General features: G+C 64.7%; 15 protein-coding genes. 4 read left to right on the top strand and 11 right to left on the bottom strand.

All coding sequences use genetic code 11. The features are described from left to right. Positions 1-137 precede the first annotated feature (137 nt). The 11 genes from CAG18_RS06800 to CAG18_RS06850 form a co-directional block, all read right to left on the bottom strand. Positions 138-1,718, bottom strand: coding sequence for an aldehyde dehydrogenase (NADP(+)) (locus tag CAG18_RS06800; protein WP_085720652.1), 1,581 nt, complete (start codon positions 1,716-1,718; stop codon positions 138-140). Positions 1,719-1,904: 186 nt separating this feature from the next. Next, complete coding sequence (garD, locus tag CAG18_RS06805) at positions 1,905-3,458, bottom strand: galactarate dehydratase (RefSeq protein ID WP_085720653.1); 1,554 nt, start codon at positions 3,456-3,458, stop codon at positions 1,905-1,907. Between the two features lie 76 nt (positions 3,459-3,534). After that, positions 3,535-4,896: an MFS transporter gene (locus CAG18_RS06810; RefSeq protein ID WP_023660766.1), complete on the bottom strand. Its 1,362-nt coding sequence runs from the start codon at positions 4,894-4,896 to the stop codon at positions 3,535-3,537. Positions 4,897-5,000: 104 nt separating this feature from the next. Further along, positions 5,001-5,912 (bottom strand): 5-dehydro-4-deoxyglucarate dehydratase, encoded by a 912-nt coding sequence (gene kdgD / locus CAG18_RS06815; protein ID WP_025338830.1) that lies wholly within the window; start codon positions 5,910-5,912, stop codon positions 5,001-5,003. Between the two features lie 429 nt (positions 5,913-6,341). Continuing rightward, complete coding sequence (locus tag CAG18_RS06820; RefSeq protein WP_015270696.1) at positions 6,342-7,151, bottom strand: gamma-glutamyl-gamma-aminobutyrate hydrolase family protein; 810 nt, start codon at positions 7,149-7,151, stop codon at positions 6,342-6,344. Positions 7,152-7,615: 464 nt separating this feature from the next. Further along, the gene (locus CAG18_RS06825) at positions 7,616-8,398 is read right to left on the bottom strand and encodes an amino acid ABC transporter ATP-binding protein (RefSeq protein WP_013972988.1); all 783 of its coding nucleotides are present in this window, start codon (positions 8,396-8,398) and stop codon (positions 7,616-7,618) included. A gap of 22 nt (positions 8,399-8,420) precedes the next feature. Beyond that, positions 8,421-9,665 carry an FAD-binding oxidoreductase gene (locus CAG18_RS06830; protein WP_015270695.1) on the bottom strand — a complete coding sequence of 415 codons (1,245 nt, stop codon included), beginning with the start codon at positions 9,663-9,665 and terminating at the stop codon, positions 8,421-8,423. 16 nt (positions 9,666-9,681) lie between these two features. Beyond that, positions 9,682-10,392, bottom strand: coding sequence for an ABC transporter permease (locus tag CAG18_RS06835; protein ID WP_004376258.1), 711 nt, complete (start codon positions 10,390-10,392; stop codon positions 9,682-9,684). Continuing rightward, complete coding sequence (locus CAG18_RS06840; RefSeq protein ID WP_004376260.1) at positions 10,389-11,108, bottom strand: ABC transporter permease; 720 nt, start codon at positions 11,106-11,108, stop codon at positions 10,389-10,391. The genes CAG18_RS06835 and CAG18_RS06840 overlap by 4 nt, the downstream gene beginning before the upstream one ends. A 145-nt stretch (positions 11,109-11,253) precedes the next feature. Further along, positions 11,254-12,006: a transporter substrate-binding domain-containing protein gene (locus CAG18_RS06845; protein ID WP_085720654.1), complete on the bottom strand. Its 753-nt coding sequence runs from the start codon at positions 12,004-12,006 to the stop codon at positions 11,254-11,256. 22 nt (positions 12,007-12,028) lie between these two features. Next, a complete protein-coding gene (locus CAG18_RS06850; protein WP_015270693.1) occupies positions 12,029-12,901 on the bottom strand; it encodes a MurR/RpiR family transcriptional regulator in 873 nt (290 codons plus the stop codon). A gap of 143 nt (positions 12,902-13,044) precedes the next feature. Between CAG18_RS06850 and CAG18_RS06855 the strand changes: the two genes are divergently transcribed. From CAG18_RS06855 to tpx, 4 genes are all read left to right on the top strand, one after another. Continuing rightward, positions 13,045-14,070 carry an Ldh family oxidoreductase gene (locus tag CAG18_RS06855; protein ID WP_054573557.1) on the top strand — a complete coding sequence of 342 codons (1,026 nt, stop codon included), beginning with the start codon at positions 13,045-13,047 and terminating at the stop codon, positions 14,068-14,070. A 234-nt stretch (positions 14,071-14,304) separates the two neighbouring features. Continuing rightward, positions 14,305-15,501 carry an amino acid aminotransferase gene (locus CAG18_RS06860; RefSeq protein ID WP_015270691.1) on the top strand — a complete coding sequence of 399 codons (1,197 nt, stop codon included), beginning with the start codon at positions 14,305-14,307 and terminating at the stop codon, positions 15,499-15,501. A gap of 295 nt (positions 15,502-15,796) precedes the next feature. Further along, positions 15,797-17,077 carry a serine/threonine transporter gene (locus CAG18_RS06865; RefSeq protein ID WP_061304985.1) on the top strand — a complete coding sequence of 427 codons (1,281 nt, stop codon included), beginning with the start codon at positions 15,797-15,799 and terminating at the stop codon, positions 17,075-17,077. Positions 17,078-17,241: 164 nt separating this feature from the next. Beyond that, positions 17,242-17,742 (top strand): thiol peroxidase, encoded by a 501-nt coding sequence (tpx, locus tag CAG18_RS06870; RefSeq protein ID WP_039614183.1) that lies wholly within the window; start codon positions 17,242-17,244, stop codon positions 17,740-17,742. Positions 17,743-17,988: the final 246 nt, after the last annotated feature.

The following is a 17,988-nucleotide window of genomic DNA, read 5'->3' on the forward strand; positions in this document are numbered from 1 at the left end:
GCGGGTAAACCCACAAGGTTATCCATTACCTGTAAGTACGGCGCGGTCCCTGTAGGAGCGGGTTTACCCGCGAAGAGGTCGGTACAGCCAAAAGAAAAGCCCCGCCATGCGCGGGGCTTTCTGGTTTCAAGGGGCGATCAGATCGCGCCCTCACTCCACTGGCCATTCACCAGCCGGCGCAGCCCCAGCGGGTTGCCGTCGCGCAGTGCCTCAGGCAACAGTGCCTGCGGGTAGTTCTGGTAGCACACCGGGCGCAGGAAGCGGTCGATGGCCAGGGTGCCGACCGACGTGCCGCGCGCATCCGACGTGGCCGGGTAAGGCCCGCCGTGCACCATCGCATCACACACCTCGACACCGGTCGGGTAGCCGTTGACCAGGATCCGCCCGACCTTCTCTTCCAGCACGGGTACCAGCCAGGCGAAGGCCTGCAGGTCTTCCGGCTCGCCAATCAGGGTCGCGGTCAGCTGGCCGCGCAGGCCGAGCAGGGCGGCGCGCAACTGGTCGTTGTCCTGCACTTCCACGGCAACAGTGGTCGGGCCGAACACTTCTTCCTGCAACAGCGGGTCAGACTCCACCAGCAGGCGGGCATCGGCCTTGAACAGCTGGGCGCGCGCCTGGCTGCCTGCCTGCGCCTGGCCGGCCAGGTGCTCGATACCGGCATGGGCGTGTAGGTGCTCCAGGCCACCGACGTAGCTGCGCAGGCCACCTGCGTTGAGCATGGTCTGGCCGGCCTGCTGGCTCAGGTGCAGGCCAAGCTCTGCCAGCAGTTGGCTGTACTGCGGCGACTGCAGGCCGATCACCAGGCCCGGGTTGGTGCAGAACTGGCCTGCGCCCAGGCACACCGAACCGGCCAGTTCTCGGGCGATGGCTTCGCCACGCTTGGCCAGGGCGCCCGGCAGGATGATGACCGGGTTGATACTGGACATCTCGGCGAACACCGGGATCGGCTGCGGGCGCTCGGCGGCCATGCGGCACAGGGCGTCACCGCCTTTCAGCGAGCCGGTGAAGCCGACGGCCTGGATGGCCGGGTGTTTGACCAGCCACTCACCGACGCCGCCACCGAACACCATGTTGAACACGCCCTTGGGCATGCCGGTGCGCTCGGCGGCGCGCTGGATGGCACAGCCGACCAGGTCGGCGGTGGCCATGTGGCCGCTGTGGGCCTTGAACACCACCGGGCAACCGGTGGCCAGGGCCGCAGCGGTATCGCCACCGGCGGTGGAGAAGGCCAACGGGAAGTTGCTGGCGCCGAACACGGCGACCGGGCCGACGCCGATGCGCATCTGGCGCAGGTCCACGCGTGGCAGGGGCTGACGCTCGGGCAGGGCCAGGTCGATGCGTGCACCGAGGAAGTCACCACGGCGCAGCACCTGGGCGAACAGGCGCATCTGGCCGCTGGTGCGGCCGCGCTCGCCCTGGATACGGGCGGGGGGCAGGGCGGTTTCACGGCAGACGATGGCGACGAAGGCGTCGTCCAGTTCGTCCAGCTCGGCGGCGATGGCGTCAAGGAATTCGGCGCGCCGCGCCGGGGCCAGCTGGCGGAATTCGGCGAAAGCGGCGGCCGCGGCCTTGGCGGCCTGGTCCACTTCGCTTTCGGTGGCCTGGGCGAAGCTGTAGGGCAGAGCCTCGCCGGTGCTGGCGTCCAGGCTCTGCAGGCGCTGCGGGCCAGCGGCGCTGCGCTGGCCGGCGATGAAGTTGTGGCCGAGGATTTCAGGCATGGGGTGCTCCTGTAGAGAGTAGTGAAGGAAGAGAACGTGCTTGAGGCGTTTGCTCGGACCCTGTGGGAGCGGGTTCACCCGCGAAGCAGGCAACTCGGTGTATGGCACCGGCTTTGCCGGTGTTCGCGGGTGAACCCGCTCCCACAGGGACCGCGTTGTAATGTTGAATTGGGCAAGCCCTTGGCATCAGGTAATCGGTGCCGGGTTGAACACGGTGATGTCGTTGTGCAGGCGATGCTGTTCGGCCCAGGTCTGCTTGCGGCCGCTGGCCACGTCCAGGTAGTAGTGGAACAGCTCCCAGCCCAGCTCCTCGATGGTCGAGCGGCCGCTGGCGATGCGCCCGGCGTCGATGTCGATCAGGTCGGGCCAGCGCTGGGCCAGCTCGCTGCGGGTGCATACCTTGACCACTGGCGCCATGGCCAGACCGTATGGCGTGCCGCGGCCGGTGGTGAACACATGCAGGTTCATGCCGGCAGCCAGTTGCAGGGTGCCGCACACAAAGTCGCTGGCCGGGGTGGCGCAGAAGATCAGGCCTTTGCGGTTGACCCGCTCGCCCGGGCCGAGCACGCCCTGGATGGCGCCGCTACCGGACTTGACGATCGACCCCAGGGACTTCTCGACGATATTCGACAGGCCGCCTTTCTTGTTGCCCGGCGTGGTGTTGGCGCTGCGGTCGGCGGCGCCTTGCTGCAGGTAGCGGTCGTACCAGTCCATTTCGCGCACCAGGGCTTCTGCGACCTCCTGGTTTTCCGCCCGCGAGGTGAGCATGTAGATGGCGTCGCGCACTTCGGTCACCTCCGAGAACAGCACGGTGGCGCCGGCGCGTACCAGCAGGTCGGCGGCGTAGCCCAGCGCCGGGTTGGCGGTGATGCCCGAGAAGGCATCGCTGCCCCCGCACTGCATACCCAGGATCAGTTCGCTGGCCGGCACGCTTACGCGGCGGCGCTGGTCGAGTTTCTTCAGGCGTGTCTCGGCCAGTTGCATGATCTGCTCGATCATTTCCACAAAGCCCAGGCTGGCGTCCTGCAGGCGGTACAGCCACGGGTCGCTGAGGTCCACCGACGGGTCATTGTCGTGCATCACCTGGCCGGCCTGCAGCTTTTCGCAGCCCAGGCTGATGACCAGGGCCTCGCCGCCCAGGTTGGGGTTGCGCGCCAGGTTGCGCACCGTGCGGATTGGGATGTAGGCATCGCGCGCGTTGATCGCCACCCCGCAGCCGTAGCTGTGGGTGATCGCCACCACGTCATCGACATTGGGGTACTTGGGCAGCAACTCGCTGCGAATGCGCTTTACCGCATGCTCCAGCACGCCGGCCACGCACTGCACGGTGGTGGTGATGCCGAGGATGTTGCGGGTGCCGACGGTGCCGTCGGCGTTGCGGTAGCCTTCGAAGGTGAAGCCTTCGAGCGGCGGCAGCGGCTGCGGGACGGCGTCGCAGCGTGGCAGGCTGTCCAGCTCCGGCGCGGCCGGCATGGCCAGCTGGCTCTCCTGCACCCAGCTGCCCTGGCGCAGGTCTTCCAGCGCGTAGCCGATGATCTGCCCGTAGCGGCGCACCGGTTCGCCCTTGGCGATGGCTACGGTGGCCACCTTGTGGCTCTGTGGCACGCCTTCGACCAGGGTCAGGCCGTCGGCGAAGCGGGCGCCTTCGCCCAGGCCGCCATCATTGACCACCACCACGACATTGTCGTCGTCGTGCAGGCGGACGTAGCGGGGCGAGTCGGAATGTTCGATCAACTGCATGTTCGGGCCCTACTTGTCAGGTTCTCAGGCTTTTGTACATCCGCCCGCGGCGGGTGGCCGCCGCGGGCGTGTTCACTCAGTGGCGCGAGCCGGCCAGTTCGCTGCCGGCCACTGGCTCGGCGTCAGGCTTTGGGCTTTCACGCAGCTCGATGCGCTTGATCGGGCCGACGATCACCAGGTAGCTGAACACCGCCACCAGGGCGTTGGCGCCGACGTACACCAGGGCCCACTTGAACGAGCCCGTGGCGCTGATGATGTAGCCGATCACGATTGGCGTGGTGATCGAGGCGATGTTGCCGAAGGTGTTGAACAGCCCTCCCGACAGCCCGGCGATCTGTTTCGGCGAGGTGTCGGCGACCACCGCCCAGCCCAGCGCGCCGATGCCTTTGCCGAAGAACGCCAGGGTCATGAAGCCGACCACCATCCACTCGGCGTCGACGTAGTTGCAGAACACCATGGTGGTCGACAGCAGCAGGCCGCAGACGATCGGCAGCTTGCGCGAGAAGGTCAGCGAGTTGCCGCGGCGCAGCAGCCAGTCGGAGATCACCCCGCCCAGCACACCACCGATGAAGCCGCAGACCGCCGGCAGCGAGGCGATGAAGCCGGCCTTGAGGATGGTCATGCCGCGCTCCTGCACCAGGTACACCGGGAACCAGGTGAGGAAGAAGTAGGTGATGGCGTTGATGCAGTACTGACCCAGGTACACGCCCAGCAGCATGCGGCTGGTCAGCAGTTGCTTGATGTAGCCCCATTTCGGGCCGTCGTTGCCGCGCTTCTGGTCCATGTCCACCAGCCCGCCATTCTGCTCGATGTGTTCGAGTTCACCTGGGCTGATACGTGGGTGTTGGCGCGGGTTGTAGATGGTCTTCAGCCACACCATGGAGAACACGATGCCCAGTGCGCCCATGACCACGAACACGTGCTCCCAGCCGAAGCTGAACACGATCCAGCCCATGATCGGTGCGAACAGTGCGGTGGCGAAGTACTGCGCCGAGTTGAAGATGGCCGAGGCGGTGCCGCGTTCCTGGGTCGGGAACCAGGCCGCGACGATGCGCGCATTGCCGGGGAACGACGGGGCTTCTGCAAAACCGACCAAAAAGCGCAGGGTGAACAAAGTCACCACCGCCCAGGCTACCGGCAGGCCACCGACAAAGCCCTGCAGCAGGGTGAACAGCGACCAGGTGAAGATGCTGAAGGCGTAGACGTTCTTGGAACCGAAGCGGTCGAGCAGCCAGCCACCAGGAATCTGGCCAGCCACGTATGCCCATCCGAAGGCGGAGAAGATGTAGCCGAGGGTCACGGCATCGATGCCGAGGTCTTTCTGCAGGCTGGAACCCGCGATGGCAATGGTGGCGCGGTCAGCGTAGTTGATCGTGGTCACCAGGAACAGCATGAACAGGATCAGGTAGCGCACATGCGTCTTCTTCGTCGCTTGCATGCTGGTAGTACTCCCACTAGTTATTTTTGTGCGGGCTCACGAATTGTAACCGGAGCGGGGCTGGCCCACTCCGGGCGCGGCATCTGGCAGGCCGCGGGCGGCGCTTACTGCGGGCCCATCTTGTCCATCAGCGCGGCGAGTTTTTCGTACTCGTCGGCGGTGAGGTCGGTAAGCGGAGTACGCACCGGGCCGGCGTCATAACCGGCGATCCTGGCGCCGGCCTTGACGATGCTCACGGCATAGCCGGCCTTGCGGTTGCGGATGTCCAGGTACGGCAGGAAGAAGTCGTCGATCAGCTTGGCCACGGTGGCGTGGTCGTCACGGGCGATGGCGTTGTAGAAGTCCATGGCGGTCTTCGGCACGAAGTTGAACACGGCGGAGGAGTACACCGGCACGCCCAGGGCCTTGTAGGCAGCAGCATACACCTCGGCGGTCGGCAGGCCGCCCAGGTAGCTGAAGCGGTCGCCCAGGCGGCGACGGATCGACACCATCAGCTCGATGTCACCCAGGCCGTCTTTGTAGCCGATCAGGTTCGGGCAGCGCTCGGCGAGTTTTTCCAGCAGGTCGGCGTTCAGGCGGCAGACGTTGCGGTTGTAGACGACTACGCCGATGTTTACCGATTTGCATACGGCTTCGACGTGGGCGGCGACGCCTTCCTGGCTGGCTTCGGTCAGGTAGTGGGGCAGCAGCAGCAGGCCCTTGGCACCCAGGCGCTCGGCTTCTTGCGCGTATTCGATGGCCTGGCGGGTGGAGCCACCGACGCCGGCGAGGATGGGGACCGACTTGGCGCAGGTGTCGACGGCGGTCTTGATCACCTGGCTGTATTCGCTGGCAGCCAGGGAGAAGAACTCACCGGTGCCACCGGCGGCGAACAGGGCGCTGGCGCCGTACGGGGCCAGCCATTCCAGGCGCTTGACGTAGCCAGCCGGGTTGAAGTCGCCCTGGGCGTTGAAGTCGGTGACCGGGAAAGACAGCAGGCCGTGGGAGAGGATGGATTTGAGTTCTTGTGGAGTCATTGTTGTTGGCATCCTGTGGCGCTTGGGTGAAGGGTGATGTTTTGCGTTGGAGGTAAGTTATCGTACAACTTGTACGATGACTAGTCCCTTGGGGAGATTTTTTTGTGGAGGGGCGGAAGGCGTGTTATTGCCTGTGCCGGCCTCTTCGCGGGTAAACCCGCTCCTACAGGGACCGCGTCGCGCTTGTAGGAGCGGGTTTACCCGCGAAGAGGCCAGAACAGGCGACAACAAGAGATGCATGAGACACAGATGGCAGACTCACTGCGATCGGTCATCGTATCTCTTGGCGGGGTGGGAAAAAAGATCGCGGAGACAGGCACAAGCCCGCCGCCCGTTTCCACGGGAAGTGTTCTGGGACCAGCAGAGGGTGACCGGGGAACACGGGGGCGGCCTTGCGCCGCCCCGCGATCAAAGCAGAGGAAACTGGGGTCAGGCAGCGTGCTGGCGCTTGATCTGCGCCTTGCGTACCTGGGCCCGGCAAGCGTCGCCGAAAGCCTGGAAAATCTTGATCGAATCCGGGTTCTTCGCCGCTTGCCATTCCGGGTGCCACTGCACGGCGAACAGGAATGGCGAGATGCTCGGGGCATGGATCGCCTCGACCAAGCCGTCTTCGGCGTGGGCGATGGCCTCGATGCCGGCACCGAGCTTGTGCAGGCCTTGGCCATGCAGCGAGTTGACGCGAATCTCGTCGGTACCCAGGGTGTCACGCAGCCAGCTGTCCGGCTTGATCTTCACGCCGTGCACCTGGGCGTATTGCACCTCGACCGGGTCTTCCGGGTTTTCCCGGTGGTCGTTGAAGCCAGGCTCGGCGTACACCTTCTGGTAGATGTCGCCACCCAGGGCCACGTTGATTTCCTGCATGCCGCGGCAGATGCCGAAGATCGGCAGGCCACGCTTGATCGCGGCCTTGACCAGCGGGATGTCGAACAGGTCGCGGTTCTGGTCCTGGCCTTTGCCGGGGGTCTCGTTTTCCTGGCCGTACAGGGCCGGGTCGATGTTGCTGCCGGCGCCGGTCAGGTACACGCCGTCGGCCATGTCCAGATAGGTCTCGAGGTCTTCGATGCCGCAGCAGGTGGGCACCAGCACCGGGACGCAATCGGAAAACTCGACCAGCGGGGTGATGTATTTGTGGGTCATGACCTGATAGTCATGGCCTTTGCGCTCTTGGCTGCCCATGGTCATCAGGACGACGGGTTTGCGCAGGGAGGGTTGCTTGTTGCCAATGTTGCTGTTGGACATATGTCACCTTGGGACAGGTTCGGCCTGTCGTTGTTGTGCAGGTGCACGGCGCGGGGCCATGGGTGCAACCTGTAGCCCCGAGCACTGCCGGCTCGTCGGAGGCGACGATTCCGGTCGGGGCTTGTAGATAGCTTGCCAGAGCCGTTCGATATGTCAAACGACGGAGCAGGGCTTGATGGCAGGGAATGCGCCGGATTCTGGGGTCTTAAACCGATGCGGGCCTGTAGTGGCGTGGGTTTGGCGGGGGTTAAGGTCAATAATATTTAACGATGCAGTTGGGTCTTTGCAGCGGTGCAATAAATGATTAGCTCCAAGCCAACACGGTCTTTGTGGGAGCGGCCTTGTGTCGCGAAAGGGCTGCGGAGCAGCCCCAGGATCTATGCCGCAGCAGGGATCGCCGGGGGCCGCTTTGCGGCCCTATCGCGACACAAGGCCGCTCCCACATGAATAGCGACAGGTCTCAATCAGTGCAGTATCTGCGCCAGGAACCCCTTGGCCCGCTCGGTACGCGGCTGGTTGAAGAACACCTGCGGCGGGCTGTCTTCGATGATCTGCCCGCCCTCGAGGAACAGCACCCGCTCGGCTACCTGGCGGGCAAAGCCCATTTCGTGGGTGACGCAGAGCATGGTCATACCGGTGCCGGCCAGTTGCACCAGCACATCCAGCACCTCGGCGACCATCTCCGGGTCAAGCGCCGAGGTGGGCTCGTCGAACAGCATGATCCGCGGCTTCATGCACAGCGCCCGGGCAATCGCCACGCGCTGCTGCTGGCCGCCGGACAGCTGGCTGGGGTACTTGTGCGCCTGGCTTTCGATGCCGACCTTGCTCAGGTACATGCGCGCCCGCTCCTCGGCGTCCTTGCGCGACAGGCCGCGCACGCTGGTGGGGGCCAGCAGGCAGTTGTCGAGCACGCTCATGTGCGGGAACAGGTTGAAGTGCTGGAACACCATGCCGATGTCGCTGCGCACCTGCGCCGCTTCGCGGGTGGTGGCCGCCAGGTCGATGCCATCCACCTTGATGCTGCCCTGCTGGGCCACTTCCAGGCGGTTGATGCAGCGGATCAGGGTCGACTTGCCCGAGCCGGACGGCCCACACAGCACGATGCGTTCGCCTTCGCGCACCTGCAGGTCGATGTCGCGCAGCACGTGGAACGCGCCGTAGTGCTTGTTCAGGCCTTCGATGCGGATCAGCACCGGGCGCGGGTCGGGTTCGGGGGCAAGGGTGGCAAGGCTCAGTGGTGCGGTCATCTTGTTGTTCTCCCGCAGGGGTTCAGTCGAAACGGGTCGCGCTGTAGGGCGCGGGGTCGGTGAAGGGGCGTTCGCCGGTGACCAGTTCGGCCACCAGCCGGCCGCTGACCGGGCCCAGGGTGAGGCCGTGGTGGGCGTGGCCGAAGTTGAACCACAGCCCTGGGTGGCGCGGCGCCGGGCCGATCACCGGGCGCATGTCGGGCAGGCACGGGCGGCGGCCCAGCCACGGGGTGTCGTCCAGGCGCTCACCCAGGGCCGGAAACAGCTTGCGCGCCAGGGCTTCGCAACGGCCCAGCTGGATCTGGTTGCCCGGCGCGCTGCTGGCGTCGAACTCGATGCCGGTGGTCAGGCGCACGCCGCGGGCCATTGGCGCCAGCACGTAGCCGCCCTGGGTGTCGCAGATGGAATGCTCCAGTTGCGCGCCGTCACGGGTGCTGTAGTGCATGTGGTAGCCACGCTTGATCGCCAGCGGGATCTGGTAGCCAAGGCCGCTGAACAGGTCGGCTGACTGCGGGCCGAGGCAGGCCACTACCTCGTTGGCGGTGATCGGGCCGCGGCGGCTGTCTACCTGCCATTGGCCGTCGACCTGGCGCAGGCTGCGCGCATCGCCATGCAGGAACTGCCCGCCGCGCTGCGTGAACAGGGTGGCGTAGCCGCGGGTGAGGGCGCCGGGGTTGTTCACGGTCTTGGGGTCGAGCCAGTGGATGCCGCCGACCACGCTGGCATCCAGCTGGTGCTCGCGGGCCTGCAACTGCCCGCATTCGAGGATTTCGAACTGCAGGCCATATCGGCTCAGGCCCTTGGCGTCGGCCTTGGCCTGCTCGAACAGCGCCGGGTCACGGAACACTTCGATCCAGCCTTTGGCCTGCACCAGCCCTTCCAGGCCGGCGGCAGCAATGAATACGTCGTGCTCCTCTACGCAGCGCTGCACCAGCGGCAGCATGTCGGCGGCGGCCCCGGCCAGGCGCCCGGGGGCAGACTGGCGCCAGTAGCGCCACAGCCAGGGTGCGGCCTTGGGCAGGTGCAGAAGGCTGTAGCGCACGTCGGGCTGGCGGTTCAGGCCATAGCGCAGCAGTGCGCCCAGTTGCCGCGGGAAGGCATAGGGGATGACGCTGGAGCGCTCGATCAGCCCGGCGTTGCCGTGGCTGGTGCCGCAGCCCGGTTCGTCGCGGTCGATCAGGATCACCTGGCGCCCGCGGGCCTGCAGGTGCAGCGCGGTGCTGACGCCGACGATGCCGGCGCCGAGGACAAGGGTCTGGCAATGCATGGAACGTATCCTTCGGTCAGTTCAGGTGGCGGCCCAGACGGGCTTCCAGATGTTTCAGCAGGCGTCGCACCAGTTCGACGATCAGCAGGTAGAGCACGGCGGCCCACAGGTAGATCTGGAAGTCGAAACTGCGCGAGAAGGCCAGTTTGGTCACGCCCATGAGGTCGTAGATGGTCACCAGCGAGGCGATCGCGCTGGCCTTGATCATCAGGATCAGTTCGTTGCCCAGCGGGCCGATGGCCACCAGCAGCGACTGCGGCAGGATTACCTTGAAAAAGGTGGTCGAGCGCTTCAGGTTCAGCGCCCGAGCCGCCTCATGCTGGCCGGGGGCGACGGCCATCAGGCTGCCGCGGAAGATCTCGGCCTGGTAGGCGGCGGTGTTCAGGGTGAACGCCAGCAGGGTGCAGAACCACGCCTCGCGGAAGAACCACCACAGGCCGACGTCCTGCCAGAAGCCTTTGAGCGAACCCAGGCCGTAATACAGAAGGAACAGCTGGGCCAGCAGCGGCGAGCCGCGGAAGAAGTACACATAGCCGGCGGCCATGCGCTGCAGCAGCAGGCTGCGCGACATACGCGCCAGGGCCAGCAACAGGCCGAGCACGGCACCCAGGCTGAAGGAAATCGCCACCAGCTTGGCCGTTACCAGCAGGCCATCGAGGAAGCGTGGGCCGTAGCGTTCCAGCAGGTCGGGGTCGAGTACCAGCGCCAGCAGTTGTTCGAAGCTCATGCGCGTGCTCCTTGCAGGTGGCGGTTGCTGCGCCGTTCGATGAAGGCGAACACGCGCCCGGAAATGGCGGCGAACAACAGGTAGCCCAGGCAAGCGACGCCATAGAAGAACATCGGCTCCTTGGTCACGCTGACGGCCAGGTTGGTCTGGCGCATCAGGTCGACCAGCGAGATGGTGGAGACCAGCGAGGTGTCCTTGAGCAGCGACAGCCAGTTGTTGGACAGGCCGGGCAGGGCGATGCGGGTCAATTGCGGCAGCAGCACCTTGAAGAAGCCGGTGCGCTTGCTCAGGCCCAACGCCGAGCAGGCTTCCAGCTGGCCCTTGGGCAGGGTCTTGAAGGCTGCCAGCCAGATCTCGCTGGAGAACGCGGCGAACACCAGGCTGAAGGCGATCATCGCGGCGAGGAAGGTATTGATCAGGAACTCACCCTGGTAGCCCATGGCTGCGAGAATCTTCTGTGCGGCGATCTGGCAGCCGTAATAGATGATCAGCAGCGTCAGCAGTTCGGGCAGGCCACGGAACACGGTGGAGAAGGTGGTGGCCCAGGCACGCGGCAAGCGCTTGCGCGAGCGTGCTGCAAGGGCGACCACCAGGCCCAGCGGCAGGCCGATGGGCAGGCAGGCCAGGGCCAGGGAAACGGTGACCAGGGCGCCGGCCAGCAACGCCTGGCCCCAGCCTCCACTGGCGAAGGACAGCAAGGATAATTGATCGAGCATGACGAACACCTTGTGTTGACCTCACCGGCCTCATCGCCGGCAAGCCAGCTCCCACAGGTACACCGCTGTTCTTCAGGTCAGTGAGCAACCTGTGGGAGCTGGCTTGCCGGCGATAGGGCCCGGTCAGGCAATGAGGGCTTGAAGATCAGTTGTAGATATCGAAAGCGAAGTACTTGCTGGCGATCTTCTGGTAGGTGCCGTTGGCCACGATCTGTTGCAGCGCGGTGTTCAGGCGCTGGCGCAGGGCTTCGTCGTCCTTGCGCACGGCAATGGCGGCATCGGCCTTGGTGTCGGCCACGTCACCGAGGATCTTGCAGCAGTCCCCGCCGTTCTTGGTCATCCACTCATGCAGCGGGAATTTGTCGGCAATCACCCCGTCCAGGCGGCCCGCGGCCAGGTCGGCGTTGGCTTCGTCCATGGTCGGGTACAGTTTCACGTCGGCACCGGCCTTGGCGTAGACGTCTTCGGCGTAGATGGCCTGGGTGGAGGACGACTGGGCGCCAACGGTGTAGCCGTCGAAGTTGGTCTGGGCGTCGGTGATCTTGCTGTCCTTGGCCACGGCGACAGTCAGCGGGGTGCGGTAGTAGTGGTCGGTGAAGGCGATTTTCTTGCGCCGTTCTTCGGTGTTGATCATCGACGCGACCACTGCATCGTACTTGCGTGCCATCAGCGCCGGGATGATGCCTTCCCAGTCCTGGGCCACCAGCGTGCACTCGACTTTCATCTGCTCGCACAGGGCATGGGTGATGTCGATGTCGAAGCCGTGCAACTGGTTATTGGCGTCGACATAGTTGAAGGGCGGGTAGGCGCCCTCGGTGGCGAAGCGCAGGGTTTCGGCACTGGCGGCACCCGACAGCAGCAGGGCACACGCACCCACCAAGGCCATGGTCTTTTTCATCTCGCACCTCATTGCACTCTTGCTATTGTTGTTTTCCCGTCGACCACGAGGTGTAGCCGACGAATTCGTTATGTAGAGCGGCAGTTGCTTCCAAGCGCTTTTCAACATCCGGTCCGAGTTTCTTGCAGACCTCGTTGACCATCAGGTGCACCCACGACAGCATGGTCGAGGTGGACTCCCAGAACAGGTTGAACTCGGTGGGGATGCGGAACACCTCGTCGGCGTTGGCATCGGCCCAGTCACAGAAGGTGTCGGTCACCAGGGTGACCGCTATGCCAGCCTCGCGCGCCTTCTGGCACAACAGCAGGGCATGGCGGGAATAACGGCGGGCTTCGAACACCACCAGGGCGCTGTCTTCGGCGCGGCCCAGCAATACTTCGCCAAAGTGCCCGGCACTCATATCCACCAGCTGCACGCCATCGCGCAGGTACTGCAGCAGGTGGCTCATGCACATGGCGATGCCACGCTCGGTCTGGAAGCCGGCGATGAACACCCGCTGCCTGCTTGCCAGGCGCTGCGCGACGCTGTGCCAGGCGCTGCTCTGGCGATACTCGTGCACGCGCACCAGGGCGGCGATTTCCAACTCCAGGCTGCCGGCGTTGTCGCTGGCGTCCTGGTTCTGGCGGTAATCTTGCAGGCGGTCGCCCACCAGCCACGGGCCATCGCCCAGGTCGTTTTGCAGGTCTTGCTTCAACGCCTTGAGATGGGCATAACCCAATGAGCGGCAGAAACGGCCGACGCTGGATTCGCTGACGCCCAGCTTGGCGGCAATGCTGGCCGAGGTCTGGAACGGCAGTTCCTGCAGATTGGCGAGCATGTAGGTGGCGATCTTGCGGCCCGAAGCAGCGGCCCCTTCGAGGCTGTTTTCCAGGCGTTGCTTGATCGGTTGGCTCATGCTGCGGCTCCAGGGGTAAGGCTTGCGAAAGAAAATGGCTGTTTTCTGTCATCAAGTCAACATTTGACAGATAGCTGTCACATGCAGGAAAGTTTTTGTCGTTGCAACGCTGTAGCCATTCCAATTCCAACAAGGAGCTTCAGATGTCCGCACCTTCCACCAGCACCGTCGTGCGTGTGCCTTTTACCGAGCTGCAGGGCCTGTTGCAGAGCATTTTCCAGCGCCATGGCTGCAGCGAAAGCGTGGCCCGGGTGCTGGCCCACAACTGCGCCAGCGCCCAGCGCGATGGTGCCCATAGCCATGGGGTGTTCCGCATGCCCGGCTATGTATCGACATTGGCCAGCGGCTGGGTCGATGGCCAGGCCACGCCGAAGGTCAGCGACGTGGCGCCCGGTTATGTTCGCGTCGATGCCGCAGGCGGCTTCGCCCAGCCGGCGCTGGCGGCGGCCCGTGAACTTCTGGTGGCGAAGGCGCGCAACGCTGGCATCGCCGTGCTGGCGATCCACAACTCGCACCACTTCGCCGCGCTGTGGCCGGATGTGGAGCCTTTCGCCGACGAAGGCCTGGTAGCCCTGAGCGTGGTCAACAGCATGACCTGCGTGGTGCCGCACGGCGCCCGCAAGCCGCTGTTCGGCACCAACCCCATCGCCTTTGCCGCACCTTGCGCCGAACATGACCCGATCGTCTTCGACATGGCCACCAGCGCCATGGCCCATGGCGACGTGCAGATTGCCGCGCGTGCTGGCCAGCAATTGCCGCAGGGCATGGGTGTGGATGCCAATGGCGAGCCGACCACCGACCCCAAGGCGATTCTGGAAGGCGGCGCGTTGCTGCCATTTGGCGGGCACAAGGGCTCGGCCTTGTCGATGATGGTCGAGTTGCTGGCGGCGGCGCTGACCGGCGGGAATTTTTCCTGGGAGTTCGACTGGTCGGGGCACCCGGGGGCGAAGACGCCGTGGACCGGGCAGTTGATCATCGTCATCGACCCGAACAAGGCCGAGGGCGAGCGGTTTGCCCAGCGCAGCCGCGAACTGGTCGAGCAGATGCAGGCGGTAGGGCTGACGCGCATGCCGGGCGAGCGGCGTTACCGCGAGCGCGAGGTGGCCGAGGAGGAGGGGGTGGCGGTGACCGAGCAGGAATTGCAAGGCCTGAACGAGCTGCTTGGCTGACCCGGCCCTATCGCCGGCAAGCCAGCTCCCACAGGTACACCACAAACCTTAAGGCCTGTGGTGTACCTGTGGGAGCTGGCTTGCCGGCGATGAGGCCCTCACTGCCTGCGCCAATCCTCAGCCATGCAATGTTGCATAGACAACCTTGCACAATAGTTGATGTTCCTGAGCCCGCACTCCGGGTATGCTCAGGGCTGCCTTTTCGAACTGTCCTGATCCAAGGAGCTGCACGCTGTGTTCAAACATGTCGATGCCTATGCCGGCGACCCGATCCTCTCGTTGATGGAAACCTTCAAGGCCGACCCGCGCGCCGACAAGGTCAACCTGAGTATCGGCCTGTACTACGATGAGGCCGGCGTGGTGCCGCAGCTGGCGGCTGTGGATGCGGTGGAGAAACGCATCGCCGGCCAGGACCACGAAGCCTCTCTGTACCTGCCGATGGAAGGCCTGGCCAGCTACCGCCAGGCGATCCAGGCGCTGCTGTTCGGTGCCGATCACCCGGCTGTTACCGGCGGGCGTGTGGCCACCGTGCAGACCGTAGGCGGTTCCGGCGCCCTCAAAGTCGGCGCCGACTTCCTCAAGCGCTACTTCCCGCAGTCCGAAGTCTGGGTCAGCAACCCGACCTGGGACAACCACCGCGCCATCTTCGAAGGCGCCGGCTTCAAGGTCCACACCTACCCGTACTTCGACCAGGCCACCCGTGGCGTGGACTTCGACGGCATGCTGGCCACCCTGCAGACCCTGCCGGCCAACAGCGTGGTGCTGCTGCACCCGTGCTGCCACAACCCCACCGGCGCCGACCTGGAACAGCACCAGTGGCAACAGGTGGTTGAAGTGGTCAAGGCACGCCAACTGATCCCGTTCCTCGACATCGCCTACCAGGGCTTCGCCGAAGGCCTGGTGGAAGACGCCTACGCCATCCGCGAAATGGCCCGCGCCGGCGTGCCGTGCCTGGTCAGCAACTCGTTCTCGAAGATCTTCTCGCTTTACGGCGAGCGTGTCGGCGGCCTGTCGGTGGTCTGCGACGATGAAGCCACTGCCCAGAGCGTGCTCGGCCAGCTCAAGGCTACCGTGCGCCGCAACTACTCCAGCCCGCCCAACTTCGGCGCCCAGCTGGTTGCTGGCGTGCTCGGCGATGCGGCCCTCAATGCCCAGTGGGCCGAGGAAGTCGAAGTGATGCGCAAACGTATCCTCGACATGCGCCAGGCGCTGGTCGATGCCCTGGCCGTGCTGCTGCCAGGCCAGGACTTCCAGTTCTTCCTGCGCCAGCGCGGCATGTTCAGCTACACCGGCTTCAGCGTCGAGCAGGTGCGCCGCCTGCGTGACGAGTTCGGCGTGTACCTGATCGACAGCGGCCGCGTATGCATGTCCGGCCTGCGCCCGGCCAACCTGCAACGGGTTGCCGAAGCCTTCGCCGCCGTCCAGAAGTAACACCGCACGGGGCCGCTTTGCGGCCCTTTCGCCGGCAAGCCGGCTCCCACAGAGATAGCGCGATGCTCAAGCACTGCGCGGTCGGTGTGGGAGCCGGCTTGCCGGCGATCAGGCTGCATGCAGCCTCTGGTTGCAATCCGCTTGTAAAGACAAGTGCAACCGCTCCTCGGAAAAGGGCTTCGCAAGTGCAACCTTTCCGTGCACAATCGCGCTCCCTTTTTCGGTTGAGTTGGGCGAAACGTCTATTTCGCCATTCTCAGCCTGTTGCAGTCTTGCGAGTGGAGCTTCACCCGGAATGAATGAGCAGGCCCCAAGCGTTGAACAACGCTTTGCAGAATCGACCCCCGCCACCCTCGGCAGCTGGTCGCGTCACGACACCACCTGGATGCTGGGCCTGTTCGGCACAGCGATCGGCGCCGGAACCCTGTTCCTGCCGATCAACGCCGGCCTTGGCGGCTTCTGGCCGTTGCTGATCCTGGCCATGCTGGCCTTCCCGATGACCTATTTCGCTCACCGCGGGCTGACCCGTTTCGTCCTTTCCGGGCGCAATGACGGCGATATCACCGAAGTGGTCAAGGAGCACTTCGGCATTACCGCCGGCGCCTCTATCACCGTGCTGTACTTCTTCGCGATCTTCCCGATCCTGCTTATCTATAGCGTGGCGCTGACCAATACCGTGTCCAGCTTCATGGAGCACCAGCTACACATGCAGCCGCCGCCACGGGCCATCCTGTCGTTCGTGCTGATTCTCGGCCTGCTGGCCATCGTGCGCTGCGGGGAGCAGGCCACGGTCAAGGTCATGAGCCTGCTGGTCTACCCGTTCATCGTCGCCCTGGCATTGCTGGGCCTGTACCTGGTGCCGCACTGGACCGGTGGCATTCTCGACAGCGCCACCCAGGTACCACCAGCTTCGGCCTTCCTGCACACCCTGTGGCTGGCGATTCCGGTGATGGTGTTCTCGTTCAACCACTCGCCGATCATCTCCGCCTTTGCCGTCGACCAGAAGCGCCGCTACGGCGAGCATGCCGATGAGCGTAGCGGCCAGATCCTGCGCCGTGCCCACCTGCTGATGGTGGTGATGGTGCTGTTCTTCGTGTTCAGCTGCGTGCTCACCCTGAGCAGCGCCCAGCTGGCCGAGGCCAAGGCGCAGAACCTGTCGATCCTGTCGTACCTGGCCAACCATTTCAGCAACCCGACCATCGCGTTCGCTGCACCGCTGATCGCCTTCGTGGCCATTGCCAAGTCGTTCCTCGGCCACTACATCGGCGCCAGCGAAGGCCTGAAGGGCATCATCACCAAGGCTGGTGCACGCCCGGCGGGCAAGACCCTGGACCGGGTGGTTGCCGCGCTGATGCTGGTGGTGTGCTGGATTGTCGCCACCCTCAACCCGAGCATCCTCGGCATGATCGAGTCGCTCGGTGGCCCGATCCTCGCGGTGTTGCTGTTCCTGATGCCGATGTACGCCATTCGCCGCGTGCCATCCATGCGCAAGTACAGCGGTGCTGCCTCCAACGTGTTCGTGGTAGTCGTCGGCCTGGTTGCGCTGACCTCGGTGGTATACGGCCTGCTGGGCTGATACGCCATCCGCAAAAGTTATGCCCGGGGCGCTTGTAGCCACCCGGGCATTTTTTTGTCCACAAGAATTGTCCGGTAATAGAACAATTTCACTGCCCCCATAGGCACCCGGCCGCCTTCATGCTTAACTCAGTGTCCTTTTCAAACCCGCATAAGGATTTCGTCATGGCTCAAGTGACTCTCAAAGGCAACCCGGTTCAGGTCAACGGCGAGCTGCCGAAAGCCGGCGCCCAGGCTCCGGCTTTCTCCCTGGTAGGTGAAGGCCTGGCTGACAAGTCGCTGACTGACTACGCCGGCAAGCGCAAGGTGCTGAACATCTTCCCGAGCGTCGACACCCCGACCTGCGCTACCTCTGTGCGCAAGTTCAACGCCCAGGCCAACGATGTGGCCAACACCGTGGTGCTGTGCATCTCCGCCGACCTGCCGTTCGCCCAGGCACGCTTCTGCGGCGCCGAAGGCCTGGACAACGTGAAGAACCTGTCGACCCTGCGTGGCCGCGAGTTCCTCGAAAACTACGGCGTGGCCATCGCCGATGGCCCGCTGGCCGGCCTGGCTGCCCGTGCCGTGGTGGTGCTGGACGAAAACGACAAGGTGCTGCACAGCGAGCTGGTTGGCGAAATCGCTGATGAGCCGAACTACGATGCAGCGCTGGCTGTGCTGAAGTAAGAGTTGTGTGGGGCAGGGCGGGCGTCGATCGCCTGTACCGGCCTCTTCGCGGGTAAACCCGCTCCCACCGGTACTGCACAATGCTTCAGGACTGCGCGGTACCTATGTAGGAGCAGCCTTGTGCTGCGAAGAGGCCATTACTGCCACAGAGTCTCTTTTGCCGTGCCGGCCCCTTCGCAGCACAAGGCTGCTCCTACAGGTAGTGCACTGCACCTGTGGGAGCGGGTTTACCCGCGAAGGGGCCGG

The sequence above is a fragment of the Pseudomonas sp. B22(2017) genome, from assembly GCF_002113105.1.
GTDB classification, from domain to species: domain Bacteria; phylum Pseudomonadota; class Gammaproteobacteria; order Pseudomonadales; family Pseudomonadaceae; genus Aquipseudomonas; species Aquipseudomonas asiatica.